This window comes from Streptomyces marispadix (assembly GCF_022524345.1).
GTDB lineage: Bacteria > Actinomycetota > Actinomycetes > Streptomycetales > Streptomycetaceae > Streptomyces > Streptomyces marispadix.
The window spans coordinates 639372-665227 of the sequence record NZ_JAKWJU010000002.1 but is presented as its reverse complement, the minus strand read 5'-3'; the positions used below and the strand labels follow the sequence as shown (position 1 = coordinate 665227).

Genomic DNA, 25856 nt, shown 5'->3' with positions numbered 1-25856 from the left:
GTCACGCGAGTGCGCCGAAGGTCGGCGAGTGGCTCTCCCGCACGGTCCGCCCACCGCCGAGATACATGTGCACGCCGCACGGCAGGCAAGGGTCGAAGCTGCGGACGGTACGCATGATGTCGATGCCCTTGAAGTTCTCCCGGCCGTTCTCCTCGAACAGGGGCATCCCCTGCACGGCGTCCTCGTACGGGCCGGGCGTGCCGAAGTGGTCGCGGGGGCTGGCGTTCCACGGAGTCGGCGGATACGGGTGGTAGTTGGCGATCTTGCGGTCGCGGATGACGAGGTGGTGGGAGAGGACTCCGCGTACCGCCTCGTGGAAGCCGACGCCGATGGCCTCCTCCGGCACCTTGAAGTCCTCGAAGACCTTGGTGCGTCCGGCGCGTACCTCCGCCAGCGCGCGGTCTACGAAATACAGCGCCATGCCCGCGGCGTACGCCACGAAGTACATCCGCGCCCGGTTGCGCTCCAGGGTGTTGGGGAAGGCCGGCGGCTTCCACTCCAGCCGGGTCTCGGGCGTCGAGGGCGTCTTCGGCAGGTCGATCTGGACGCTGCGCCCGGTGGAACGCACGTGCGGGGTCCTGACCTTGCCCGCCAGGGCCGTCGCCCACAGGCGTGCGATGGGGCCGCCGCCGGTGTCGAGGGCGAGGTGGTCGCCCGTGCGTCTGTCGTACCAGCGGGGGCTCATCACCCAGCTGTAGTTGCCGCCCTCCAGGTCGCGCTTCTGGGGCTGCGGCAGCGTCGTCTGGTTCCAGGGATGGCGCCGGTCGACGGGGTTGCCGAGCGGGTCACGGTCCACGTAGGTCTCCTCGGCGGCCCAGTCCTCGTAGTAGCTGCTGCCCAGCAGGATGCGCATGCCGAGGTTGATGTCGACGAGGTCGGTGGTGACCAGCTCGTTGTCGACGACGATGCCCGGGGTGACGAACATCGAGTTACCCCAGGTGTTCATCGTGCGGTAGTCGTAGTCGACGACCTCGGGGTCCTGGAAGCAGCCCCAGCAGGCGAGCAGCGTGCGCCTGCGGCCGACCTCCTCGTAGCCGGGCAGTGCCTCGTAGAAGAAGTCGAAGACGTCGTCGTTCATCGCGACCGCGCGCTTGACGAAGTCCAGGCAGCGCATCAGCCGCACCAGGTAGTCGGTGAAGAGCTGCGGTGTGGCCACCGTGCCGACGCCGCCCGGGTAGAGCGTCGACGGATGTACGTGGCGGCCCTCCATCAGGCAGCACATCTCACGGGTCAGCCGGCTCATCACCAGCGCCTGCTTGTACGTCTCGCCCTCGAACGGGTTGAACGAGCGCATGATGTCGCCGATCGTGCGGTGGCCGTGGGCCCCGGCGCGGGGCGCGGGGGTGCGCTCGGCACGCTCCCAGACGCCCGGGTTGGTCTCCCTGACCATGCGCTCGCAGTAGTCGACGAAGACCATGTTGTCCTGGAAGATCGTGTGGTCGAACATGAACTCGGCCGCTTCGCCGAGGTTGATGATCCAGTCGGCGAGCGGCGGCGGCTTCACGCCGTAGGCCATGTTCTGGGCGTAGACCGAGCAAGTGGCGTGGTTGTCGCCGCAGATGCCGCAGATGCGGCTGGTGATGAAGTGCGAGTCGCGCGGGTCCTTGCCCTTCATGAAGACGCTGTATCCGCGGAAGATCGACGAGGTGCTGCGGCACTCCGCCACCTGCCGGCCCGGGAAGTCGATCTTCGTGTAGATGCCGAGGTTGCCGACGATCCGGGTGATGGGATCGAAGGCCACGTCGGTCAGTTCACGTTCCCCGCTGGCGGGCTTCTTGGCGGACTGCTGGGCGGTGGCCACTTCTCGTTCCTCTCGCAGGTCGCTTCGCTGACTACTCGCGGCCGGTCCAGCGGGGCTGGTAGCCGGAGGTGAGGGCGGGCTCGTTGTGCCGCCACTTCGGTTCCCGGTCCGCGGACCGGTTGGTGATCGACCGCATGCTGCGGATGAACGGCCCGTAGAGGCTCACCAGCGCAGACGAGAGCGAGCCCCCGGGAGGCTCGTCCATGAACGGCATGAACTTGTCGGGGAAGCCCGGCATGGTGCAGCCGATGCAGACGCCGCCCACGTTGGGGCAGCCGCCGATGCCGTCCATCCACCCGCGCTTGGTGACGTTGCAGTTGACGACCGGGCCCCAACAGCCCACCTTCACCAGGCACTTGGGGGAGTTGTAGTCCTTGGCGAAGTCGCCCTGCTCGTAGTAGGAGCCTCGGTCGCAGCCCTCGTGGACGGTCTTGCCGAACAGCCAGGTGGGCCGCAGCTGTTCGTCCAGCGGGATGGTCGGTGCGAGCCCCGCCGCCTGGTGCAGCACCCACAGCAGCGTCTCCATGAAGTTGTCCGGCTGGACCGGGCAGCCGGGGACGTTGACGACCGGCAGGCCCGCACGGGAGCGGTACTCGGAGCCGAGGTAGTCCACCAGCCCCATGCAGCCCGTGGGATTGCCAGCCATCGCGTGGATCCCGCCGTACGTCGCACAGGTGCCGATGGCGACGACGGCCCATGCCTGCGGGGCGAGGCGGTCGATCCAGGTGTTGAAGGTGATCGGCTCGCCGGTGTGCGGGTCGTTGCCCATCGACGTCCAGTAGCCGTCGCCGTTGATGTTCTCGTTCGGTACGGACCCCTCGACGACGAGGATGAACGGGCCGAGTTCGCCCGCGGCGCCCTTGCGGAACGCCGTCATGAAGTCCTCGCCGGTCTCGTACGCCAGGACCTTGTTGTGCAGATGGACCTTGGGCAGACCGGGGATCGCGCCGAGCACGACGTCCTCGAGGCTGGGCAGCGAGGCCGCCGTCACCGACACGGTGTCGCCGTCGCAGCTCATGCCCTCCGAGGTCCAGAGAATGTGGATCTCGTCGAGCGCTTCCCCCTCCGTCCCCGTCCCCGCTACCGCCGTGGCCGTGGTCGCCGTTGCCGCCTCGTCGCTCATGGGACCGATCCCTTCGCACCGTCGCCGACCGCCCGTACGGCTCTCAGAGCAGAGCCGTAGAAAAATCTGACATATGCATAGATAGGCCACAACGTAAGCGCGCCGGGACAAGGGGGCCGAACGGATCACCTTGTCCCGGGAGGGCGGCGTGTCAGGAAAGGGCCCCCGGGCCCGTGCCTGTAATGAACCGCGAAGCGGAGGGATGAGATGCACGAGATGTCCATCGCGGTCGCGATGGTGGAGCAGGCGACGGAGGCCCCCGCTGCGAAGGGGCACGAAAAGGTGACCGCCGTACGGCTCCGGCTCGGCGAACTCGCCGGTGTGGTGGCCGACTCGCTGCGCTTCTGCTTCTCACTCGCCTGTGCCGGCACCCCGCTCGACGGCGCCTCGCTCCTCATCGACTTCGTGCCGGGCCGCGCCCGCTGCGAACCGTGCGGAGCGGAATGGGCCACGGGAATGCCGCCCCAGTTGTGCTGCCCACAGTGCGAAGGCGGCAGGACAGAACTCGTCGCCGGACGCGAGTTGCAGATCACCGGGCTCCGCCACGCGGACGGCGAACCGCCCGCCCGCACCGCACACCCCGCATCCGTACAGGCCGAGGAGAGCTGAGACCCATGTGCCGAGTCGTCGATCTGCATCAGGCGGTGCTCGTGAAGAACGACGAGCGCGCCGGGGCGCTGCGCACCGAACTGGCGGCGCGCGGAACCACGGTCGTCAATCTGCTCTCAAGCCCCGGAAGCGGGAAGACGGCGCTGCTCGAAGCGGAACTGGCGCTCGCCGCGTCGCGCGGAGTGCCGGTGGCGGCGCTGACGGCGGATCTGGCCACCGAGCACGACGCGGAACGGCTGGCACGTGCCGGTGTGCCCGTCAAGCAGGTGCTCACGGACGGGCTTTGCCATATGGAGGCCGACATGCTGCGGGCGCAGTTGGACGGCTGGCTGCCGGACGGGACGCGGCTGCTGTTCGTGGAGAACGTCGGCAACCTCGTCTGCCCCGCCTCCTACGACCTGGGGGAGTCGCTGCGTGTCGTACTGGCGTCGGTGACGGAGGGCGAGGACAAGCCGCTGAAGTACCCGACGGCGTTCGGGCTGGCGCACCTGGTGGTCGTCACGAAGGACGACATCGCCGAGGCCGCCGGGTTCGACGAGGACGCCTTCCGTGCCAACGTCCGCCAGGTCAACCCGGGGGTCGAGGTGGCGGTCACCTCGGCGCGGAGAGGGACGGGCGTGGGGCTCGTACTGGAGCGGGCGCTGGCCGTCGCCGCGGGCGGGGCGGTGCACCGGCCGGTCATGGCACGGAACGGGTCCGACGGCGTGGGCGATTCCGTGGCCGGCGGCGGTACGGGCGTCGAACCCGGCGGCGTGGACGACGCGATGGCGGGCGGCGTGCCGGTCCGCGGACGCTCGTGAACCCGCGGCAGGGCACGGCGACGGACGCGCGCATCGGTGCGGGAGACGCGGCGGGCGCAGCAGGCGCGACGGGCGCTGATCGCGCCGCGGGTGCCCGTACGGAACGCCCGCAGAGTGGGCGCCGGCGCGGAGTGGAGCGGCGCAAGGTGACCGTGCGCGGAGTGGTACAGGGCGTCGGATTCCGGCCGTTCGTCTACGCGCTGGCCGGGGAGCTGGGGCTCACCGGGCACGTCGCCAACACCGGGGACGGCGTCGTCGCCGAGGTCGAGGGCGTGCCCGATGCGCTCGCCGCGTTCTGCGGCCGCGTGACGGCGGACGCTCCGCCGCTGGCCGTGGTCCAGTCGGTGACCCACGAGCCCATGGAGCCGGCAGGAGGGCGCGGCTTCAGCATCGCGGAGTCGCGAGGCAGCGGCGGCACCGCCCGCACTCTCGTCGCTCCCGACACCGCGACCTGTGCCGACTGCCTCGCCGAGATGAGCGATCCGGCCGACCGGCGCTACCGGCACCCCTTCATCACATGTACGCACTGCGGGCCGCGCTTCACGATCGTCACGGGGCTGCCCTACGACCGTGCCCACACCACCATGGACCGCTTTGCGATGTGCGAGCGCTGTGCACGCGAGTACGCGGACCCCGGTGACCGGCGTTTCCATGCGCAGCCCGTCTCGTGCCATGACTGCGGGCCGCGGCTGCGGCTGCGCATGCGTGGGCGGGAGGCAGCCGGGAGCGCGGACTCGGGCTCGCGCCACGGCGGGCCCTCCGCGAACGCCGAACCGGTCGCCGCCGCACGGCAGTTGCTCGCCGAGGGCGCGGTCGTCGCCGTCAAGGGACTCGGCGGCTACCACCTGGCCTGCGACGCCTCGAACCCCGATGCCGTACGGCTGCTGCGGCGGCGCAAGCAGCGCGGTGACAAGCCGTTCGCACTGATGGCGCGCGATCTGGACGACGTGGAGCGGCTGGTGCACCTCGACGCCGTCGCACGAGGTCTGCTCAGTGGAGGCCGCCGCCCGATCGTGCTGCTGCGCCGTCGCCTGGACGTACCCGCGGCAGATGCGCCCGGTCTCGCCGTCGCCGGCGAAGTGGCGCCGCGCAGTGCCGACTTGGGGGTGATGCTGCCGTACACGCCGCTGCACCATCTGCTGCTCGGTCTTCCCGGCGACGAAGGGGGACCGCGGCTGCTGGTGATGACCAGCGGCAACCTCGGCGGTGAGCCGATCGTCACCCGCGACGACGACGCCATGGAGCGGCTCGCTCCCCTCGCCGACGCCTGGCTGACGCACGACCGGCCGATTCAAGTGCCCTGTGACGACTCGGTCGTCCGGATCACCGACGGGGAGCAACTGCCCGTGCGGCGCTCACGCGGCTATGCGCCGTTCCCCGTCAATCTGCCCCGGCCAGTGGTGCCGGCGCTCGCGGTGGGCGGAGATCTGAAGAACACCTTCTGCGTCGGCGAGGGCCACCACGCATGGCTCTCCGCGCACATCGGCGACATGGACGACCTGGCGACGCTGACGGCGTTCGACGGTGCGGCACGCCAACTGGCGGACATCACGGGGGTGTCGCCGTCGCTGCTGGTCACCGACAGGCACCCCGGATACCGCTCCGTGGGCTGGGCCGAACGCAACGCGGGCGGACGGCAGTTGAGCCGGGTGCAGCACCATCACGCCCATGTCGCCTCGGTGATGGCGGAGCACGGTCTGGACGGCAGTGCGCCCGTCATCGGCGTCGCCTTCGACGGTACGGGCTACGGGGACGACGCGAGCGTATGGGGCGGTGAGTTCCTGCTCGCCGACTACGACGGCTACCGGCGGCTGGCGCATCTCAGCCCGGTGCCGCTGCCCGGCGGCGACGCGGCGGTGCGCCGCCCGTACCGGATGGCGCTCGCCCATCTCCATGCGGCAGGCATGCCGTGGGACGCGGATCTGCCTCCGGTGGCCGCCTGCCCGGACGACGAACTGAAGGCGCTGGCCGTGCAGTTGGAGCGCGGCACCAGTTGTGTGCCGACCTCCAGCATGGGGCGCCTCTTCGACTCGGCCGCCTCGCTCGCGGGCGTGTGCCACCACGCCGGTTACGAGGCGCAGGCGGCCATGGAGCTGGAGGCGGCGGCGTCCCGCTACGAGCACGGCGAGCACGACAGGCACGGGGGGCAGAGCGCGAACGGCGAGCCCGGCGGACCTTGCGGCCACGGTGGCGAACTGGGCGGCCACGACTGGGCGTTCAGGATCGCGACGACCGCGGGGGAAGCCCTCGCCTGCGATCCGGCGCCGGTGCTGGAGGGCATCGTCGCGGACGTACGGGCGGGTGTCCCGGCCGGGGCGACCGCCTTGCGCTTCCACCGGTCCGTGGCGGCGCTCGTACTGCGTGTGTGCCGTATCGCAAGGGAGCGCCACCGCCTCGGCACGGTCGCGCTCAGCGGCGGCGTCTTCGCCAACTCCCTGCTGTCGGCGGACTGTGCGAGGCGCCTGCGCGAGGACGGCTTCACGGTGCTGCGTCACCGCCTCGTACCGCCCAACGACGGAGGGCTCGCGCTGGGCCAGTTGATGATCGCGGCGCGCGCCGGGGCGGACGGGCCCCCGGACGCCGGACCGTCCACGGGCCGTACGCGGACATGAGCGCACCGGCCGCGAACACCCGTACAAGCTCCGCCCGTTGACGTCGCGGCCGGGACCGGACGCCCTCCGACCACCCCCACCCCGTAAGAGCGAGGAGAACACCATGTGCCTGGCGGTACCCGGCAAGGTGCTGGAGATCAAGGAGCGGGACGGCACCCGCATGGCCACCGTCGATTTCGGCGGCGTGGCCAAGGAGGTGTGCTGCGAGTACCTGCCGGACCTGAGGCCCGGGGAGTACGCGATCGTCCACGTCGGCTTCGCGTTGCAGCGGCTGGACGAGGAGTCGGCGCGGCAGACGCTCGCGCTGTTCGAGGAACTCGGTCTGCTGGAGGAGGAGTTCGGCGACCCCTGGGAGTCGGCGGCCAAGGAGGCGGCGAAGTGAAGTACATCGACGAGTTCCAGGACCCGGAGCTGGCGCGGCGGCTGGTGGAGGACATCCACGCCACCGTCACCCGCCCCTGGGCGCTGATGGAGGTCTGCGGCGGTCAGACGCACTCGATCATCCGGCACGGCATCGACCAACTTCTGCCCGGCGAGGTGGAGTTGATCCACGGGCCCGGATGCCCGGTATGTGTCACACCGCTGGAGGTCATCGACAAGGCTCTGGAGATCGCCTCCCGCCCGGAGGTGATCTTCTGCAGCTACGGCGACATGCTGCGGGTGCCCGGCAGCGGGCGAGACCTGTTCCAGGTGCGCGGCGAGGGCGGCGATGTGCGCGTCGTCTACTCGCCGTTGGACGCGCTGCGCCTCGCGCAGGACAACCCCGGACGTGAAGTGGTGTTCTTCGGCATCGGGTTCGAGACGACCGCACCGCCCAACGCCATGACGGTGCATCAGGCGCGCAAGCTGGGCATCCGCAACTTCAGCATGCTCGTCTCGCACGTACGCGTGCCCCCGGCCATCGAGGCGATCATGCGCTCCGAGTCCTGCCGGGTGCAGGGATTTCTCGCCGCGGGGCATGTGTGCAGCGTGATGGGCACGGGCGAATATCCGGCGCTGGCCGAGCGGTTCGGGGTGCCGATCGTGGTGACGGGCTTCGAGCCGCTGGACGTGCTGGAGGGCGTACGGCGCGCGGTGCGGCAGCTCGAACGCGATGAGCACACCGTGGACAACGCCTACGCACGTGTGGTGCCGCCTGAGGGGAACCCGGCGGCGAAGGCGATGCTCGCCGACATCTTCGAGGTCACCGACCGCTCCTGGCGCGGCATCGGCGTGATCCCCGGCAGCGGATGGCGACTCGCCGCCCGCTACCGGGAGTTCGACGCCGAGCACCGCTTCCAGGTGAGCGGCATCGACACCCGTGAGCCTGCGGAGTGCCGTAGCGGCGAGGTGCTTCAGGGGCTGCTGAAGCCGCATGAGTGCGAGGCGTTCGGCACCGTGTGCACTCCTCGTACGCCGCTGGGCGCCACGATGGTCTCCAGCGAGGGGGCCTGCGCGGCGTACTACCTGTACCGGCGGCTGGGCGGTGGCGCGGGTGGTACGAACGCCGCGTCCGCGGGGGCGAACTCGCCTGCGTCCGGGCCCGGTTCGAAGCGTGAACGGGATTCGGCGCACACAGCCGTCTCCGGTCCCAGGCGCGTGCCGGAGCCCGTGTCCGCACCCGAATCCGCACCCGAATCCGGACCCGGGCAGGGAGCCGAGCCCGATCCCGCGGCTGAACCCGAGCATGCCGAGCATGCCGAGGCCGCCGAGCGTGCCGAGTCCGCGTCCGTATCGCTGGAGGGGAGCCCCGTTGTCTGAGACCACCGGCCTGGCACAGCCGGGCACCGAACCCGCAGCGCCCGACTTCTCCGGCTGGACATGCCCCGCCCCCCTGCGCGATCAGCCACGTGTGGTGATGGGACACGGCGGCGGGGGAGCGCTCTCCTCGGAACTCGTGCAGCACATCTTCGCGCCCGCCTTCGGCGGCGAACTGCTCGCCGGAATGCCGGACTCGGCGGCTCTCACGCTCGGCGGCACCCGGCTGGCCTTCTCCACCGACTCCTTCGTCGTACGGCCGTTGTTCTTCCCCGGCGGCAGCATCGGCGACCTCGCCGTCAACGGAACGGTCAACGACCTGGCCATGAGCGGGGCTCAAGCCGCGTACCTCTCCTGCGGATTCATCCTGGAGGAGGGCGTCGAGGTGCCGCTGGTCTCCCGGGTCGCCGAGGCGCTGGGCGCGGCGGCGCGTACGGCGGGAGTCGAGGTGGCCACCGGAGACACCAAGGTCGTCGAGGCCGGACGAGGCGACGGCGTCTACCTGAACACCGCGGGCATCGGGCTCATCCCGGAAGGCGTGGACATCCGGCCGCAGCGTGCCGTGCCGGGCGACGTCGTCATCGTCAGCGGTGCCATCGGCGCGCACGGGGTCGCCGTCATGAGCGTGCGGGACGGGCTGGAGTTCGGCGTGGAGATCGAGAGCGACTGCGCGGCGCTCGGGGGCCTCGTGCAGGCGATGCTCGCCGTCACGCCGGATGTGCATGTACTGCGCGACCCGACGAGGGGCGGGCTCGCCGCGGCGCTCAACGAGATCGCGGTGGCGGCGGCCGTCGGGGTCGTGGTGAACGAGAAGGCGGTGCCGGTGCCGCCGCCCGTGGCCAACGCCTGCGCGGTGCTCGGCCTCGATCCGATGTACGTGGCGAACGAGGGCAAGCTCGTCGCCTTCGTGCCGCGCGAACACGCCGAGGCGGTCCTGGATTCGATGAGGGCCCACCCGCTGGGAGCAGAGGCCGCGGTGGTCGGGGAGTGCGTCGAGGCACATCCCGGCATGGTGGTCGCCCGTACCGGACTCGGCGGCACACGTGTGGTGGACCTGCCGTTGGGGGAGCAACTGCCGCGCATCTGCTGAACGGGCCGCGGCGGCACGCCAGTTGACGCCGCCGCCCGCCCGCCGCCCTCGGCACCGCCCCCGCCGCCCGCCGCCTCCTTCTCCGTACGACCGTCGCATCGTCCCCTTACGAGGACGCATCAACGGCCTCCCGGCACGGAAGGAGGGGCGGGCGGCGCTCTGCGTTCGCTGCCTTCGGCGAGGCCAAAGGCCTTACCCGGCAAGGGAGTTCACGCGGAGTTCACGCCGACCGCAGCCCGTGCTCGGCGAGCGGCCCCACAGTCCAGCCTTCGGCACGGCAGCGCATCACCAGGTGCGGGAGCGCCTCAAGGCCCGAGTGCCAGGCGCCGGGAGCGCAGGCGTGGTCGGAGTCGTGCAGCAGCACGGTCGCGCCGCCGCCCATCCGCCTCGCCAGCTCCAGCAGGACGCTCTCCGCGTCGGCCTTCGCCGTCCAGTCGCGGCCCCACGCCGTCCACAGCACCGGGCGCAGGCCCAGCCGCCGTGCCGCCGCGAGGCGGGTCGCGGTGAGCACGCCGTAGGGCGGCCGGTACCAGAGCGGCCTCGTACCGGCGATCCGCTGCACCGTCCCCGCCGCACGTGCCAGATCGCGCACGTCGCCGCGCGGCCTCGGGCGCCAGAACCTCTCGTGCCGCCAGCCGTGTACGGCCAGTTCATGGCCCTCGGCGACGATGCGCCGCCCCAGGTGCGGGTAGCGCTCCAGCCGGTTCCCCAGGACGAAGAAGGTGGCGCGGGCCTCCAGCCGGTCCAGCTCCTCCAGGAAGTACGGGGTGCTGAGCGGGTCCGGCCCGTCGTCGAAGGTGAGCGCCACATGACCGGGGTCGCCGCGGCCGTCCAGCCCCGGGCTGACGACCCTGCGTACGCCGGGCAGCCAGCTCGCCGCCGGAGCCATGTGCCAGGCGGCGGCCGTGAACGCGGCGGTCCCCGCGCCCAGCAGGCCCTCCCGCACCGCACGGGCGGCACGAGCGGCACGGGCGAGATGAGCGGCGTGGGCGGCGCGGGCGGCTCGCTCCATGCGCACGCGCCGGAACGCTCCCGTGCTCACCACGCCTGTCCCTGCTCATCGCCTGAGACCTCAGGGGTCCTGGCCAGCTGATAGCTGCCCGCGCCCACCAGGGCCAGCGCGCCCAGCTCCGGCAGGGCCAGCAGCCCCACCCGCAGATGCTCGTCGAAGAGGACCGCGCCCAGTACGACGCTCATCAGGGAGTCGCCCAGGGTGAGCGCGGGCTGGGAGGCCACCAACGTCCCCGCGCGCAGCGCCATTTGAAGCAGCAGGAAGCTGCCGAGCCCCACCACGCCCACGCCGTAGGTCTGCCATGCCGTGAGCAGCGCCACCAGCCCGTCGGAGAGCCGGGCCACGGCGTCCTTCATCAGCGCCGCCGTGGCGGAGAAGCCGAAGGCCGTGGCCGCGCCCAGCACGGTGGCGCGCGGCGAGGAAGGCAGCCGAGTCGCGAGCAGCACCAGCAGGACCATCACGACCACCAGCACCGCGCCCACGGCCAGCCACCGCCCGACCGGGACCCGGGTCGTACCGGCCGTCGGGTCGATGAGGACCAGGAAGGCGCCCAGGCCCGTCACCATCGACAGGAACGCCCACCACGCGCGGGTGTCCGGGCGGCGATGGAAGAAGACGCTGCCCACGACCAGCGTGAACAGCAGCTCCGTCGCCATCACCGGCTGCACCACGGCCAGCGGGCCCGCGGCCAGCGCCCCCGCCTGGAAGATCCCCGAGAAGATCAGCATCGCCGAGCCCCACATCCACACCGGCCGGTGCAGCAGGTGAGTGAGCCAGGAGAACCTCCCGCCGCTCGGGGCGAGCCGTTCCGCCGCCGCCGCACGCCGCTGGAGCACGGACGCGGCGGCGTTCGCCAGGGCCGCCAGCAGGGCGAGCGCGACGGACAGCACCAACAGCCACACGTGGTACGACTCCTAGCCGAAGCGCTGGGCGAGAGAACGGAAGACGCCGGGGGCGGCGCCGTGCAGCCGGGCGGGCATCCCCAGCCAGCCCGGCACATAGGAGTCGGGCCGCCCGCGGACCATGGCCCTGCGCACCGCCTCCGCGACCTGCGCCGGCGGTACCGGCCTCGGTCTCGTGCGGTGGTACGGGGCTCCGCGCCGTCCGAAGAACGGCGTGTCCACGGCACCCGGCAGCACGATCGACACCCGTACGCCGGTGGAGGCCAGCTCGTAGCGCAGGCTGTCCGCGAAGGCCATCAGACCGCCCTTGGTCGCGGCGTAGACGGCCTCGCCGCGTACGCCCACGCTGCCCGCCATGGAGCCGATGAGGACGATGCGGCCCATGCGGCGGGCGACCATTCCGGGCAGCAGCAGCCGCACCAGATGCACCACGGCGGAGAGGTTGACCGCCAGCAGCCTGTCGATGGACTCGACGGGCTGCGCCGTGAAGGGTCCCGCCCAGCCGATGCCGGCGCCCGCGACGAGAGCGTCGACCCGGCCGCCGTGCGCGACGGCCTCGCGGGCGAGGCGTGCGCGGGCCTGCGGATCGGTGACGTCGGCGGGCAGGGACGTGCCCCGGGTACGGACCGCGACGTCGCTCAGCCGTTCCTCGTCACGTCCGTTCAGCAGCAGCCGCCAGCTTCCTTCCGTCGCGAGCAGCTCGGCGAGCGCCGTCCCGATGCCCGAGGAGGCACCGGTGATGAGCGCCACCGGGCGCTGTGTGCCGCGCGCCGGGAGCCGCCCAGAACCCTCGAACATGACACCCTCCGGGTGATCAGGGGCAGGACTCTCAGAATGCTGGCTATCGGCGCGGGCCGCCTGTGGGGGTTCCCGCGCACAGCAGCCCGCGTCACTCGATCGGGCCCGGTTCGCCGGGCCCCGGCGCGGCACCCAGCCATTCCGTAAGAACGTCTGGTCCGGGGGCCGGCGTCGATCCTCGGACCTGGGGGAGCACTGTGCGCCGACGGTTTCTGCTGCTGAGCGCGAGCATGGGCGCGGGCCACGACGCCGTCGCGGGCGAACTCGCCGAGCGGCTGCGCTCACAGGGCCACGAGGCCCGCGTCCAGGATGTTCTGGCACTGCTCCCCTCGGGGGTGGGGCCCGCGCTGAGGGCGGGCTATCGGGGAGCGGTACGGCACGCACCCGGGCTCTACGCATGGATCTACGCGGCCTTCCTCGCGTCCGGTCCCCGGGGAACGTCCGGGCCCCAGGGGACGGGAGGCCGCGAGCCGGGTGCGGCGGACGGGGTGGTGGTGCCGAGACCGGGCAGCGCCCCCCTGGCGGCGCTCGCCGAGCGGGAGTTGATGAACGTCGTCGACCGCTGGCGGGCGGACGCCGTGATCTCCACGTTCCATCTGTCGGCGCAGGTGACGGGGAGGCTGCGCCGCCGCGGAGTGCTGCGGGTGCCGAGCGTGGTGACGGTCGTCGACTTCGCGGCGCACCGCGGCTGGCTCCATACGGGCAACGACGTGTATCTGTGCGTGACCGGGGAGGCGGCCCGTACGGCGGCGGCCGTCACGGGCAGCACCGCGGAAGCTGCCGGGCCGGTGGTGGCGGAGCGCTTCGCACGCTTGGCCCAGGCGGGGCGCGAGGGGACTGCCGCCTCCGGCTGGTGGCGAGCGGAGTTCGAACGTGTGGCGCCCGGAAGGCCGGTGGTGCTGCTCTCCGCCGGCGCGTGGGGCGTGGGGTCCCGACTGGTGCGTACGGCGCGGGAGTTGGCGGGCTCCGGGTTCTGCCCCGTAGTGCTGTGCGGCCGGGACGAGCGGCTGCGCAGACGGGCGGCGCCGCTTCCCGGGACACTCGCGCTCGGCTGGGTCGAGGACATGGCGGGCCTGATGGCGTCCGCGCACGCGCTCGTCGACAACGCGGCGGGGCAGACCGCCGCGCAGGCGCTCGCCGCGGGCGTTCCCGTGGTCGGCTACCGCCCGCTTCCAGGTCACGGCGCCGAGGGGCTGCGGGCGATGGCCGCGGCCGGGGTGGCCGAACTCGCACGCGACGGGCGGGAGTTGACGGCCGCACTGGGGAGTGCCGTAAGGCAGGGCCCGGTGCGTGACCGGCTTGTCGAGCGGGGACGCGCGCTCTTCCGCACGGATGCCGCGCGGCGGATCACGGAGCTGACGGTCGCGGGAGTGCGGGCGGGCTGACGGAGGTGCCGGCGTAGGCTCCGCGCCCCTACGGCGTCTGTTTCGCCCCGATACGGGCGGGAACCTGGAGCCGATGAGCGAACACGAGCGTTCCCGCACCGTGGCCGCCCTTCCCGAGGAGGTCTTCGCGCAGGCTCGCGACGTCGGCCAGATCGAGACATGGATCCCTCGTGAGCTGCATGTGTGCAGCGGGGAACCGCCCGCCGTCACCGTGCACGACGACGAGACCGGCAGGGACAGCCAGGCGCTGCTGCGGGCCCACCGGGACCGGCTGCGGCTGGAGTGGGGCACCCGCGGCGACGGGCGCTACGCGGGCTGGCTCCAGGTCGAGGGCATCGGCGGCGGTGCGAGCGCGGTCACCGTGCATCTCTCCTTCTTCGACGAGCGGCAGGCGCCGCCCGGTAGCGAGGTGGACGCGGCGCTCGACGAGAGCCTCGACAGGCTGGCGGAGCAGGTGCGGCTCCGGGCGGACAGGATGGGGCACTAGCGCGGAGAGGACGAGCACTGGCCGGGGTGTGCTCATGAGCGGGGCGCTGCCCCGTGGCGTCCATGAGAGGCCCGCACGGCTTGCGGGCGGGCGCAGGGCCCGGTCAGCTCGCCTCGGCCTCGTGGCCCGGTTCGGCCACCGACGCCACCCATCCGTAAGGCAGTTCCTCGTTGTCGACCGTGATCGCCTCGACGGTGCGGGTGCGGGGATCGATGTCCGCCTCGACCCCTTCGCCCGCGTAGCGCGGATAGCCGCTCTCGCCCACCGCGCCCGTGGCATGAACGGTGATCACCCGCAGCACCGGGCCGTGTTCCGGGTGGCCCTCGAAGTCGGCCGTCTGCGGCTGGAGGAGGATTTCGTAGCTGGGCTCTCCGGGACGCATGCCTTCGACGATAGACCCGGCGGTGGCGGGCCGCCTGCGCAGCGGCGGCGGCTTGCCGGGCCCGACGGGCTGCGCACGAGACCCCGGCAGCCGGGTCCCGCAGGGCCGCGGCAGAGGCCCCGAGCCCGCCGGTAGTCTCGCCGTCGTCCGCCGGATCACCCGACGTCTGGAGCGGCCGTGCGCATCCTCGTTCTCAACCCCAACACCACCGCCTCCATGACCGCGACGATCAGGGCGCTCGCCGAGGAGAGCGCCCGCCCCGGCACCGAGATCACCGCCACCCAGCCCCTCTGGGGCCCCGAGTCGATCGAGGGGCACTTCGAGGGGCAGCTCAGCGCGGTCGCCGTGCTCGACCGACTCGCCACGTTCCAGGAGCAGTTCGACGCGCTGGTGATGGCGGGATTCGGCGAACCGGGCAGGGAGGCCGCCCAGGAACTGCTCGACGTCCCCGTCTTCGACATCACCGAGTGCGCCGCCCAGATGGCGATGATGCTCGGCCACTCCTACGCCGTCGTCACGACCCTCGACCGTGCCGTGCCGCAGATCCAGGACCGGCTGCTGACCGCGGGGCTGCTCCAGCGCTGTGCGTCCGTACGCGGTACGGGCCTGGGCGTACTGGAGTTGGAGGAGGACACGGAGCGGACCGTGCGGGAGATCCTCACGCAGGCGCGTGCGGCCGTGGAGGAGGACCACGCCGAGGTGATCTGCCTCGGCTGCGGCGGAATGGCCGGGCTGCGGGAACGCGTCGAGGCGGAACTCGGGGTCCCCGTCGTGGACGGAGTGGCCGCCGCCGTCGGCTTCGCCGAGGCGGTCGTGGGCCTCGGACTGTCCACCAGCAAGGTGCGCGGCTTCGCTCCGCCGAGGCCGAAGACCATCACGTCGTGGCCGCTGAGCAGGCACCTTCCGGGTCCCGGCGGAAACTGAGCGGACTTCCCTTCCGATGGATGCCGATGCCGGCGCGACGAACGCGTCGCGGGCATGTCGTCACGAGGGGCGTGGACCGTAGGGTGCGCCCCGAACGCGGTCTGGCGGAAACCGTTTTCCGCTTACCGGAGCGCCGGCTCGACGGAAGGCCCGCACGTGACGAATCCCCCCTCGCCCTCCCCGGACCCCCGCCTGTGCAACGCGGACCTCGCGCCCGCGTCGGAACGCAAGTGGGGCGCGTACTCCATCTTCGCGCTGTGGATGTCCGACACCCACGCCATCAGCAACTACGCCTTTGCCGCGAGCCTGTTCGTGCTCGGGCTGCCGCCCTGGGAGGTTTTCCTCTCGCTCCTGGCGGGCGTCTGCATCCTCCAGTGGATGATGAACAGAATGGGACACGCCGGGCACCGCACCGGGGTCCCCTTCCCCGTGCTCGCCCGTGCGAGCTGGGGCGTCTACGGCGCCAACATCCCCGCGCTGCTCCGGGCGATCATGGCCGTCGCCTGGTACGGCATCCAGACCTGGCTCGCATCCAAGGCGCTGGTGCTGCTCGCCGTCCAGATATCGCCCGGCCTGGAGAGCCTCGACACCGGCGGGCTGCTGGGGCAGACGAGGCTGGGCTGGATCTCGTTCCTCGTGATGTGGGGTGCGCAGGCCGTACTGCTCACCCGCGGCATGGAGTTCATCCGCAAGGTCCAGGACATCGCCACCGGCCCCGTGGTGTGGATCGTGATGCTGGCCCTCGCCGCGTGGCTGCTGGTGAAGGCGGGCGGCGACATCTCGCTGACGAAGTCCGTGACGGGGCTGAGCGCGGGCGAGCAGTTCCACGAGAGCGCCGTCGCGGTCTCGCTGACCGTCACCACCTTCCTCACGCTGGTCCTCAACTACGCCGACTTCGCCCGCTTCACACCGGACCACCGGGCCTACAGGCGCGGCAATCTGTGGGGGCTGCCGGTGAACTTCACCGCGTTCGCCGTGGCCGCCGTGCTGATGACCGCGGGCACCGTCTCGGTCTTCGGCGAGGCCGTCTCCGACCCGGTCGAGGTCATCCACCGCATCGACAATCCGTGGGTGACGGTCATCGGCGCGATCTCCTTCATGATCGCCACCATCGGCATCAACGTCGTCGCCAACTTCGTCTCGCCCGCCTACGACTTCGCCAACCTGCTGCCGAAGTACCTGGACTTCAAGCGCGGCGGCATGGTCACGGCGCTGCTGGCGATCGTCGTGCTGCCGTGGAAGCTCTACTCCAGCCCCGTGATCATCCAGTACTTCCTGGGCGGGCTGGGCGCCTTCCTCGGGCCGATGGTGGCCGTACTGCTCACCGACTACTACCTGATCCGCCGCGGCAGGATCGACGTCGACGCCCTCTTCAGCGCCGAGCGCAGCGGTGCCTACCACTTCCGGCGCGGCTTCAACCCGGAGGCGATCGTCGCGTTCGTGCCGTCGGCGACCGTGTCCGCGGTGCTGGCGCTCGTGCCCGCGTTCTCCGATGTGGCGCCGTTCGCCTGGGTCTTCGGGCTGCTGCTCTCCGGCGGCATCTATTACGTGCGTTCCGCGGGGAGGCGCCAGGAGGGCCCGCTCTCGGAGGAGGTCATTCCGACGCTGGTGCGGGCAGACGGGCACGAGGCCGCGAAGGCGGGGCTGCCGGACCGTCCGGCGCCGGTCCAGGGCGGCTGAGGGGAAGGAGCAGGAGTACGAGGGCGACCGGGCGCCGGGCCGCGCGGTCCGCCGCCCGGCTGCTCGCCGCACCGGGTTCGCGGCAACGGTTGGCCGGCTTCGGTTCGGCACCGGTTCCCGGCACCGGTTCGCGGTCCCGATCAGGCCGGTGTCAGACCACCCCGTCGGCCCGCAGCTCCTCCAACTCCGCCTCGGAGCGGCCGAGTTCGCCCAGTATGGACGCGGTGTGCCCGCCCGGCGCCGGCACCGGGTCCATGCGGGCCGCGGTCCCCGCGATGTCCACGGGCGGCAGCAGCGCCCGCACGGACTCACCGCCCGGGACGGCCACTTCGCGCCAGCGGTCCCGCCCTTCGAGCACGGGATGCGCGAGGAACTCGGCTACGGAGTTGACCCCCGCGCACGCGACCCCGATCCGGTCCAGTACGGCGATGACCTCCTCGGAGGAGGAGCGCGCGAAGCGTTCGGCGACGACGGCGTCCAGCTCCCGCCGGTGTGCCACGCGGGCGGAGGAGGTGGCGAAGCGCGGATCGCCGGTCAGCCCGGGGTCCTCCAGGAACTGCTCGCAGAGCGCGGCCCATTCGCGTTCGTTCTGGATGGAGAAGAGCACTTCCCTGCCGTCGGCCGCGGTGTAGGCGCCGTACGGGGCGATGGTGGGGTGCTGGGTGCCGAGCCGCGGCGGCTGGGTGCCCGTGTGCGCGGTGTAGAACGCGGGCTGGCCCATCCACTCGGCCAGCGCCTCGAAGAGGGAGACCTCGACGGGACGGGCCACGCCGGTCGTCGCACGCGTGAAGAGGGCCGTGAGCACGCCGCTGTAGGCGTACATTCCGGCGGCGATGTCCGCGACCGACACCCCGGCGCGTGCGGACTCGTCGCCGCTGCCGGTGAGCGACACCAGGCCGGTCTGGCACTGGACTAGCAGGTCGTACGCCTTGCGGTCGGCCCATGGGCCGGTCGTGCCGTAGCCGGTGACGGTGCAGGGGATCAGACGCGGGTGGGCGGCGGTGAGTTCGGCGGGGGAGAGGCCCAGCCTGCCGGCGGCGCCGGGAGCGAGATTGCTGACGAACACATCGGCGCGGCCGAGGAGTTCATCGAGCACGGCGCGGCCACGCTCGTCCTTGACGTCGAGGGTCAGCGACTCCTTGGAGCGGTTCAGCCAGACGAAATAGCTGGACTGCCCGTGCACGGCCGTGTCGTAGCGGCGGGCGAAGTCCCCGCCGCCCGGCCGCTCGATCTTGATGACCCGGGCGCCCAGATCGGCCAGTTGGCGGGTGGCGAAGGGTGCGGCCACGGCCTGTTCGAGACTGACGACGGTGATGCCGTCCAGCGGCCGGACGTCGGTCATGGGGCCCTCTCCGTTCGTTCCGGTGCGCCGGTCGCGGCCGGCCGGGTGCACCGGCCGGGTGCCGTCGCGGCCGGTGGCGCGGTTCTCCGGCCGTCAGCCGTACGCCCACGATTTGTACGGCCATATCTCGGAAGCTGTCAATGGCGCTGTGAACCGCGGGGTTTTGGCGGCTGGCCAGGTCTGAACAGGTCTTGAACAGGTCTGGCCAGGTCGGTGGACGGACTGATTGACGGTCGGATTGACGGCCCGGTGCGGCCTGCGGAGAATGTCCGCCGAATTTGTACGTACCGATTCGCGCGGTGTTCCGCGGCACGGTCCGGGAACGGGCCGCGAGGCCCGGGCACTCGGCGCGAGCCCGAGAGCGAGGGATGCCGTGCCCCAGCCGAGCGATGAAGCGTCCGTAGGGTCCGGTCCGCGCGACGAGTCCGAGGGGCCCGGCGCGGCGGAGGTGCTGCGGGAGACCGCGCGCAACTGGCGCCCCGCGCCCCAGCGGGCCACCGACGCACTCGACCCGGGCCCCTCGGCCGCGCTGTCCGCGGTGCTCGGCCTGCCGGGACCGGCGGCGACCGCCGGGGAGCCGCTGCCGCCGCTGTGGCACTGGCTGCACTTCCTGCGCTGGCCGCCGCAGCAGGAACTCGGCACCGACGGACACCCCCGCGACGGGCACTTCCTGCCGCCGATCCCGCAGCGGCGCCGGATGTTCGCGGGCGGCCGGCTGGACGTACGGTCGCCGCTGACGCTGGGCCGCAGCGCCGAACTCACCAGCCACGTAAGCGGAGTCGAGGCCAAGGAGGGCCGCTCGGGACCGCTGCTGTTCGTGACCGTACGCGGCGAGTACCGGCAGGGCGGCGAGCTGTGCGTGACGGAGGAGCAGGACCTGGTCTACCGCAGCGGAGGCGGAGCGCCCGTCCCCGCCGGAACCGTCCCGGACACGGCGAACGCGCCGAGCGACGAAGCGCCCCTGCGGTCGCCCTGGACCACCGGCCCGGCTCTGCTCTTCCGCTTCAGCGCCCTCACCGCCAACGCCCACCGCATCCACTACGACGCCCCGTACGCCATGGACACCGAGGGCTACCCGGGCCTCGTCGTGCACGGACCGCTGCTGGTGCTCTCGATGCTGGAGCTGGTACGGCGCGAGGCCCACGGGCGTACGGTGCGCTCGCTGTCGTACCGGCTGCGCAGGCCCGTCTTCTGCGGTGAGCGGCTGCTGACGTGCGGGGACGGCGGACCGGCGGGCCCGGGGGGCGGTGCCGGCGGCGACGGTGAGGAAGGAGCGGGCGGGGGAGACGGCACCGACATGCGGCTGTGGGTGGCGAGTTCGCGCGAGGCGGCGCACGCCACGGCGGAGGTGACGCTCGCATGACGAGCCGCGACGCCGCCCCCGGCGAGGGCCGCCCGCGCATCGCGTACCGCGGTCTCGCCGACGATCTGCGTGCCGGTCTGCTCTCTCAGCGCTATCCCGAGGGGGCCCGCCTGCCGACGGAGGCCGAGCTGGCCCGCACCTACGACGTCAGCAGGCAGACCGTGCGGCGCGCGTTCCAGGATCTCGTCGCGGAGGGGCTGGTGCGCCGGGTGCCGGGGAGCGGAACCTTCGCGGCACCGCGCGGGAGCCGCTATCTGCGTCAATTCGGCTCCGTGGACGACCTGATGAGCCTGTCCGCCGACACCACGATGCGGCTGACGGCGCCGCTGCGGCGACGCGTCGACCTGGACGCGTCGGGCAGGCTGCGGCTGGACAGCGATGTGGTGCACACGGCCGCATTGCTGCGGCTGCACGACGAGGTGCCGTTCTGCCACACGGCCGTCTGGCTGCCGCCCCGCGTGGGGGAGTTGCTCAACTCCGTGCCCGAACTCACCGAGCACGGCGCCGTCGGCGACGTCACCGTCATCGGGCTGCTGGACGAGCGGCTGCCCTCGCCCGTCACCGACGCCGAGCAGAGCATCACGGTGGCGGAGGCACCCGGACAGGTCGCGGCGGAGCTGCGATGTGAGGCGGGCCGCCCGCTGCTGCGCATCGACCGCCTGTATGCGACGGGCGACGGGGAGCGCGTAGAGCTGGCGGTGAGCCACTTCCTGCCGGAGCAGTACTCCTACAGGGTGCGGCTGCGGCGCGGCCCGCTCTGAGGGCGGAAGGCGGCGCAAGTTCAACCTGCCCTGAGAGGCGGGGAGTTCGACTGCCTCCCCCGAACCCGGTCTCTACGCAGGCGACTTGGCGCCCCACAAGGCGGCCGCTCACGGAGTCGGCACACCCGCCGGGCGCGCCGGACGCGAGAACCGCACGGCCACACCCGGCGAATACAGCACGCTCAACGGCTCCCCGTCCGGGGCGGGGAGACCGGCGGACCGCACCAAGTCCTCCTCGCACTCGAGGAGTTCGGCCCGGTGCAGCGGCCAGCGCGGATGGTCGTTGGGCAGATACACCGGCCGGTTGAAGAAGGCGTTGTGCATCCCCCAGCGTGCGGTCAGAAAGTGTTCGAGCTCCGTGGGCTCCTCGATCCGGTCGCCGACGCGCACGGTCATACGGCAGTGCGCGCCCCGGGGGCCGGGCCAGCGGCGGCGGCTGGTGTAGGTGATCTCCGAGCCGTGCCTGCGTACGGACATCCGCGCCCACCTGTAGGGCATGCGGAACGCCGCGAGCGCCACGGTGACGGGGATCAGCCGCGAGGCGTCCAGCGAGCGGAACACCACGCCGCGACGGCCGTGTTCGTCCACCGAGTACAGCCGTACGTTCGTCTCGGGGAAGCTGCCCAGATAGGGCACGCCCGGCAGCCGGAACCAGCCGACCCGATGCATGCGGAACGCCACGAGCCCCACGTATGTCGTGCCGTGCAGCACGTCGGGGGCGGTGCCGGGCGGCAGCAGGGGCGCCACGTCGCGGGGGTCGGCCGCCCAGTGTACGAACGCCAGATCCAGCCAGGACTGGGTGAGCAGCGGCATCGGCGTCCGCTCCCGAGAGCCGGAACGGCCCGAGGCGCCGAAGGGCCCGCGGGAGCCGGACCGATCGGGCCCTCCGGCGGAGCCTGCGGCCCCGGCAACGCTCGGCGGGTCCGGTGTGACGGGCTGCGGTTCGCGCGACGAGTGCGGCACCCGGTCAGGATCGCAGAGGGGCGGCGACCGCCCGGCGCCGGGGAGCGCACAGGCGACAGCGCGCAGAGAGACGGCAGCGGGCAGAGAAAGCGAGGGATGCGGCCGGGGAGCGCGACCCGGCCGCATCCCTCTTCAGGGCTGCCGCGTCAGGACAGCAGCCGTTTCCAGTCGGTCTGTGTGAGCTTCCCGTCCGTGGGGAGCTTCGTGCGGCGGCGGGACTTGCGCAGCAGCGTGCTGACCGCCTCGCCGGTGTCCTCGCCCCCGTCCGTGCGGGAGGACGGGGTGATCAGGGGCCAGATGTCGGAGCCCAGATAGCCCGTCTCGTCATTCGTGCGGTGTAGCGCGGCCGAGCAGGTGTGGCGCTCGACGCCGTGCCGGTCGGCGAGTTCGGCCACGGCGCGCTTGGTGTCCGTACCGAAGACGCCGTCGACGGGCACCCTGTAGCCCTTGCCGCGAAGCAGATGCTGGGCGGCCCGCACATGTGCGCCGGCGGCACCGGGCTTCAGCAGCGGCCACGCCAGTACGTCGTCGGCGGAGGGGGAGGAGACGCCGAGGACGCCGCCGACGGCGTCACGCAGCTCCTGGAGGCGGCCGTAGAGGACGTTGCCGGGGCACTCGGTGGAGTTGAAGTCGCGGTGGCCCTGGATGTTCTTCAGGTCCGTGCCGTACTGGTAGGCGATCCACGCGACGAGCTGGACGAGGGAGTCCCACAGCGCGGCGGGCACGTCGACGTCGGTGTAGAGGCCCTCGTTCTCGATACCGATGACTTCGCTGTTGTGGCCGCCGACGTTGGCGCCCTGCACGTGCTGGGTGCCGCCGCGTACGACGGCGAGGCTCTGGTGGCGGCCCTCCAGGCGGAAGCCGCCGCGGGAGTTGGTGAACTGCTGGCCCGTGTCGGACCAGCCGTTGTCGTCCATGTGGTGGTTCTGGATGTCCCGGCAGATCTGCTTGGCGTGCTCCAGCGAGTAGTCCTCGCTGTTGCCGGGGTCGGCGGTGTGGTGCACGACGATGAACGTCGGCACGTGGTCCTCGATGACGATCTCTTCGGAGGCGGGACGCGCGCCCCACTCCTCCGTGGTGTAGATGCGCGGCTCGGCGGCCCTGGCACGGGACGCCCTCGTATGCGCCGTACCGGCGGCGGGAGCGGCATGTGCGGCGTGCGCGGTACCGGCGGTGCCGAGGCCGATGGCACCGGCGGCCGTGGCGGCCACGCCGCCGCGCAGCAGCGCACGACGGTCGAAGCCTGGCTGTGCGGCCATCTCGGTCTCCTTCGGGAGTAGGAAGGAACGGTGACTCCCGCGCTCGGAGTTCGGTCACCGATGCGTGGGGGGACCCGCGCGGGGAGACGGCTGACGCCGTCGCCCCGCGCGGGCTGAAATCGGATTCCGCGCTTCGCCAGTAAAAGCAGCACGCCATGAACGCGACAACCCCATCGGTCCAACGCGTTGTCACTTTCTGGGAGTTCTGAAAGAAACGCGGGCCACGAATCACCTGTAGCAGAGCGAACCGGGCTCCGCCTCCTGTGGTCGGCCCTCTGGAAGCACGCTGCGGCGCGTCAGGGGGACGGGCTGGCGGAGTGTCAGCTGACTCCCTGCCAGTTCTCTCCCCCGCGTCGCCGCCCGCCAGACGTCTCTCGTGCCCTCGGCTTCCCGTCGTCCGGTCGGCCCGGCCGGAGGGGCGGCCGGGCCGCGTCGGCACGCGGGGCGCCCCGCTCAGTGCGGAAGGGGAGCGGGGCGCGGCCGCGTACTGGGGATCGGACGGTGCGCCGGCGCACGGGGTTCCGAGGACCTGCGCCCGTGCGAGCGGCAGCCGACGCCCCGGGGCCGGGCGGCGCCCGGTGCCGGTGCCGCCGCCCGTCGGGCACCTGTCGGCCGCTCACCTGCCCCCGGCCCCGGCTGCCTCCGAGAAGGCGTCCACACCGGTGAGTTCGGCGGAGAGCGCCCAGAGCCGGGCCGCCTCCTGCGGGTCCGTCGCGTACTCCCGTACGCCAGAGGCCGAGCCCGGCGTGGTGACGGACGTCTGGTCGCCGGGTGCGACCGGGGCGATGTCGCAGTCCTCGCAGTAGACGCCGCCCAGGCCGTCGAGCTGCGGCGACGTCGCAGCCCAGACCTGTGTGGCGGCGCCCTCCTCGGGAGACTTGAACGACGGTTGCAGCGGGTTGCCGTCCTCGTCGATCCACCCGGCCTCGACCATCTCCTCGGTGTGCAGGTGGCGTTGGAGGGGCGTGAGGATGCCCCCCGGGTGCAGCGAGAAGGCCCGTACGCCCGACTCGCGGCCCAGCGCGTCGAGTTGGACGGCGAACAGTGCGTTGGCCGTCTTCGCCTGCCCGTACGCCTGCCACTTGTCGTAGCCGTGCTCGAAGTGGACGTCGTCCCAGCGGATCGCGGAACGGTGGTGTCCCCGCGAGGACACGGAGACCACACGTGCGCCGCCGCCTCGTACGAGAGCGGGCCACAGGCGGTTGACGAGGGCGAAGTGCCCCAGGTGGTTGGTGGCGAACTGGGCCTCCCAGCCCGGCCCGACGCGTGTCTCGGGGCAGGCCATGATCGCGGCACTGTCGATCATGATGTCGATGCCGCGCTCGGTGGCGAGGAAGCGCTCGGCGAACGAACGGACGCTGTCGAGGTCGGCGAGGTCGAGCACGTCGGTCTCGACTCGGCTGATCCCCTCAAGCGCCTTCCGCGCGGCCTCGGGACGGCGGGCGGGCACCACGACATCGGCCCCCGCCGCGGCGAGCGCCCGCGTCGTCTCCAGGCCGAGCCCCGAGTAGCCGCCGGTGACGAGTGCGAGCCGTCCGGTCAGATCGATACCGCGGAGAACCTCCGAGGCGGTGGTGCGGGCGCCGAAGCCCGAACCGATGCCGCGCTGCGGGGTCGGCGCGGATGAATCGGATGAAGCAGGTGAAGAAGCAGATCGGGTCATGGAGCGAACGCTACGAATTGGAGTGCGCTCCAGCGCAAACGACGAGCCGGTACGCCTCGCGCCCTCCGCCTTTGTTCCCGGAAGTCCACTCGCACCGCACCCTCGTGTGAACGGGCCCTCCTGTGAACGGCCCTCCTATGAACGCCTCCGGTCCGGCACCGCACGGCGACACCGAACGGCACCGGACCGGAAGGCAGTTGAGCGTCTTCGACGGTCTCAGACGGTCTCAGACGGTCTCAGACGGTGAGGAAGTCGGCCTCGCCTGCCTTGGCTCCCTCGATGAAAGCGGTGATCTCCTCAGGGGTGTAGAGCAGCACCGGCCCTTCCGGATCGGTGGACTGCCGCAGCGCGACCCGCCCGTCGGGAAGCTTCTTCGCTTCCACACAGGCACCGCCGTTCTGCCCGCTCCATGGCTTGTGCCAGCCCTCGCTGCCCAGTTCACGCGCGGGCATTCCGTTACGGAGGTGTCCGGTGCAGGGGGTTACAGCATCAGGGTTCATCTTCCGAACTCCTTACGCGGGTTGATCAGTACGTGCAGGTCGAGGCACGTACGCGTGGTGCGCCGGCAACGAGACACATGTGAGCGCTTCCAGAGGGCCGGCCCCTGACCCCGGCCGCCCGGCAGGACAGACCGCACGGCGCTGCTGTATGAGCGTCAGCACAAGCGTTTTCCTTGCGACTTGCTTTGAAATTATCAGAACGATGCTTGCGGCTTGAAGCCCACAACGACATAGTGTCAACGTGATGCTGAACACCGGGTGCCCGGTGTTCGGCCCGCCAACCTGCCGGGGCAGGGCCGGGCTTGGGGGGTGCGGTGTCGTACTGCGGGCAGTGCGGCGTCGTCCAAGCGCTATCCGGCCCGCGAAGGGCGCCGCTCCCGGGCTGCTTTGCTGCGGCCTGCGAAGACAGTCCGGGAGCGGCGGCCCGTCGGCCGCCGGGGCGTGCGGCTTCCTGCCGACAACTGCCACCACCGGCGCATGAGGCCCGTAACCTCCGCTTGTGCACGGGGAGTCGGGCCGCCGCCGCGAGTCCGTGTCGTCCCGGCACGCTCGACTCAAGCGGCCTCCCGTCGGCTCGACGGCGGAGCTACGGCCACCCGTGCTTGCCTCCGCGGCTCTCAACAGCCGTTCTGCCGCGCCGAGTCGGGCTCGCCGCACACAGCG

General features: G+C 71.9%; 23 protein-coding genes. 12 read left to right on the top strand and 11 right to left on the bottom strand.

The window, feature by feature from the left end:
- Nucleotide 1: 1 nt before the first annotated feature.
- Both MMA15_RS02875 and MMA15_RS02870 read right to left on the bottom strand, forming a co-directional pair.
- A complete protein-coding gene (locus MMA15_RS02875) occupies nt 2-1750 on the bottom strand; it encodes a nickel-dependent hydrogenase large subunit (protein WP_277400709.1) in 1749 nt (582 codons plus the stop codon).
- A gap of 82 nt (nt 1751-1832) precedes the next feature.
- Nucleotides 1833-2924: an NADH-quinone oxidoreductase subunit B family protein gene (locus MMA15_RS02870; protein ID WP_372498165.1), complete on the bottom strand. Its 1092-nt coding sequence runs from the start codon at nt 2922-2924 to the stop codon at nt 1833-1835.
- A gap of 207 nt (nt 2925-3131) precedes the next feature.
- Between MMA15_RS02870 and MMA15_RS02865 the strand changes: the two genes are divergently transcribed.
- The 6 genes from MMA15_RS02865 to hypE all read left to right on the top strand — a co-directional run bounded on the left by MMA15_RS02865 (nt 3132) and on the right by hypE (nt 9772).
- Nucleotides 3132-3533, top strand: coding sequence for a hydrogenase maturation nickel metallochaperone HypA/HybF (locus MMA15_RS02865; RefSeq protein ID WP_241057347.1), 402 nt, complete (start codon nt 3132-3134; stop codon nt 3531-3533).
- 5 nt (nt 3534-3538) lie between these two features.
- Nucleotides 3539-4333 carry a hydrogenase nickel incorporation protein HypB gene (gene hypB / locus MMA15_RS02860; protein WP_241057346.1) on the top strand — a complete coding sequence of 265 codons (795 nt, stop codon included), beginning with the start codon at nt 3539-3541 and terminating at the stop codon, nt 4331-4333.
- A 131-nt stretch (nt 4334-4464) separates the two neighbouring features.
- Nucleotides 4465-6945, top strand: coding sequence for a carbamoyltransferase HypF (hypF, locus tag MMA15_RS02855; protein WP_241062938.1), 2481 nt, complete (start codon nt 4465-4467; stop codon nt 6943-6945).
- Nucleotides 6946-7048: 103 nt separating this feature from the next.
- Nucleotides 7049-7327, top strand: a complete 279-nt coding sequence (locus MMA15_RS02850) for a HypC/HybG/HupF family hydrogenase formation chaperone (protein ID WP_241057345.1) — start codon at nt 7049-7051, stop codon at nt 7325-7327.
- Nucleotides 7324-8685 carry a hydrogenase formation protein HypD gene (gene hypD / locus MMA15_RS02845; RefSeq protein WP_308290497.1) on the top strand — a complete coding sequence of 454 codons (1362 nt, stop codon included), beginning with the start codon at nt 7324-7326 and terminating at the stop codon, nt 8683-8685. The genes MMA15_RS02850 and hypD overlap by 4 nt, the downstream gene beginning before the upstream one ends.
- Nucleotides 8678-9772, top strand: a complete 1095-nt coding sequence (gene hypE, locus MMA15_RS02840; RefSeq protein WP_241057344.1) for a hydrogenase expression/formation protein HypE — start codon at nt 8678-8680, stop codon at nt 9770-9772. Before hypD ends, hypE begins: the two co-directional genes overlap by 8 nt.
- 220 nt (nt 9773-9992) lie before the next feature.
- On the opposite strand, the gene MMA15_RS02835 is transcribed toward hypE, so the two are convergent.
- The 3 genes from MMA15_RS02835 to MMA15_RS02825 are packed head-to-tail and all read right to left on the bottom strand — an operon-like array spanning nt 9993 to nt 12484.
- Nucleotides 9993-10784 (bottom strand): polysaccharide deacetylase family protein, encoded by a 792-nt coding sequence (locus MMA15_RS02835; protein WP_372498314.1) that lies wholly within the window; start codon nt 10782-10784, stop codon nt 9993-9995.
- 26 nt (nt 10785-10810) lie between these two features.
- Nucleotides 10811-11680 (bottom strand): DMT family transporter, encoded by an 870-nt coding sequence (locus MMA15_RS02830; protein ID WP_241062936.1) that lies wholly within the window; start codon nt 11678-11680, stop codon nt 10811-10813.
- A gap of 18 nt (nt 11681-11698) precedes the next feature.
- The gene (locus tag MMA15_RS02825; protein ID WP_241057343.1) at nt 11699-12484 is read right to left on the bottom strand and encodes an SDR family NAD(P)-dependent oxidoreductase; all 786 of its coding nucleotides are present in this window, start codon (nt 12482-12484) and stop codon (nt 11699-11701) included.
- A 197-nt stretch (nt 12485-12681) separates the two neighbouring features.
- On the opposite strand from MMA15_RS02825, the gene MMA15_RS02820 reads away from it, so the two are divergent.
- Together MMA15_RS02820 and MMA15_RS02815 are read left to right on the top strand one after the other, a co-directional pair.
- Nucleotides 12682-13869, top strand: a complete 1188-nt coding sequence (locus tag MMA15_RS02820) for an MGDG synthase family glycosyltransferase (RefSeq protein WP_241057342.1) — start codon at nt 12682-12684, stop codon at nt 13867-13869.
- Nucleotides 13870-13942: 73 nt separating this feature from the next.
- On the top strand, nt 13943-14356 hold the full coding sequence (locus MMA15_RS02815; RefSeq protein ID WP_241057341.1) for an SRPBCC family protein: 414 nt from the start codon (nt 13943-13945) through the stop codon (nt 14354-14356).
- Nucleotides 14357-14459: 103 nt separating this feature from the next.
- On the opposite strand, the gene MMA15_RS02810 is transcribed toward MMA15_RS02815, so the two are convergent.
- Nucleotides 14460-14738 (bottom strand): hypothetical protein, encoded by a 279-nt coding sequence (locus MMA15_RS02810; RefSeq protein WP_241057340.1) that lies wholly within the window; start codon nt 14736-14738, stop codon nt 14460-14462.
- Nucleotides 14739-14915: 177 nt separating this feature from the next.
- On the opposite strand from MMA15_RS02810, the gene MMA15_RS02805 reads away from it, so the two are divergent.
- Both MMA15_RS02805 and MMA15_RS02800 read left to right on the top strand, forming a co-directional pair.
- Nucleotides 14916-15662 (top strand): aspartate/glutamate racemase family protein, encoded by a 747-nt coding sequence (locus MMA15_RS02805; protein WP_241057339.1) that lies wholly within the window; start codon nt 14916-14918, stop codon nt 15660-15662.
- Between the two features lie 156 nt (nt 15663-15818).
- Entirely contained in the window at nt 15819-17342 is a 1524-nt protein-coding gene (locus MMA15_RS02800) for an NCS1 family nucleobase:cation symporter-1 (RefSeq protein WP_241057338.1), read from the top strand.
- A gap of 151 nt (nt 17343-17493) precedes the next feature.
- On the opposite strand, the gene MMA15_RS02795 is transcribed toward MMA15_RS02800, so the two are convergent.
- A complete protein-coding gene (locus MMA15_RS02795) occupies nt 17494-18684 on the bottom strand; it encodes a CaiB/BaiF CoA transferase family protein (RefSeq protein ID WP_241057337.1) in 1191 nt (396 codons plus the stop codon).
- Nucleotides 18685-19057: 373 nt separating this feature from the next.
- Here MMA15_RS02795 and MMA15_RS02790 point away from each other — a divergent pair, with 373 nt between their 5' ends.
- Nucleotides 19058-20047 carry an HTD2 family dehydratase gene (locus MMA15_RS02790; protein ID WP_241057336.1) on the top strand — a complete coding sequence of 330 codons (990 nt, stop codon included), beginning with the start codon at nt 19058-19060 and terminating at the stop codon, nt 20045-20047.
- A complete protein-coding gene (locus tag MMA15_RS02785) occupies nt 20044-20808 on the top strand; it encodes a GntR family transcriptional regulator (RefSeq protein WP_241057335.1) in 765 nt (254 codons plus the stop codon). The genes MMA15_RS02790 and MMA15_RS02785 overlap by 4 nt, the downstream gene beginning before the upstream one ends.
- A 108-nt stretch (nt 20809-20916) precedes the next feature.
- Here the strand turns inward: MMA15_RS02785 and MMA15_RS02780 are convergent, their stop codons facing one another.
- The 4 genes from MMA15_RS02780 to MMA15_RS02765 form a co-directional block, all read right to left on the bottom strand.
- Nucleotides 20917-21621: a YqjF family protein gene (locus MMA15_RS02780; protein WP_241057334.1), complete on the bottom strand. Its 705-nt coding sequence runs from the start codon at nt 21619-21621 to the stop codon at nt 20917-20919.
- A gap of 296 nt (nt 21622-21917) precedes the next feature.
- Nucleotides 21918-23030: a peptidoglycan recognition protein family protein gene (locus MMA15_RS02775; protein ID WP_241057333.1), complete on the bottom strand. Its 1113-nt coding sequence runs from the start codon at nt 23028-23030 to the stop codon at nt 21918-21920.
- 616 nt (nt 23031-23646) lie between these two features.
- Nucleotides 23647-24693, bottom strand: a complete 1047-nt coding sequence (locus tag MMA15_RS02770) for an SDR family NAD(P)-dependent oxidoreductase (RefSeq protein ID WP_241057332.1) — start codon at nt 24691-24693, stop codon at nt 23647-23649.
- Nucleotides 24694-24929: 236 nt separating this feature from the next.
- Nucleotides 24930-25193 (bottom strand): DUF397 domain-containing protein, encoded by a 264-nt coding sequence (locus MMA15_RS02765; RefSeq protein ID WP_241057331.1) that lies wholly within the window; start codon nt 25191-25193, stop codon nt 24930-24932.
- Nucleotides 25194-25856: the final 663 nt, after the last annotated feature.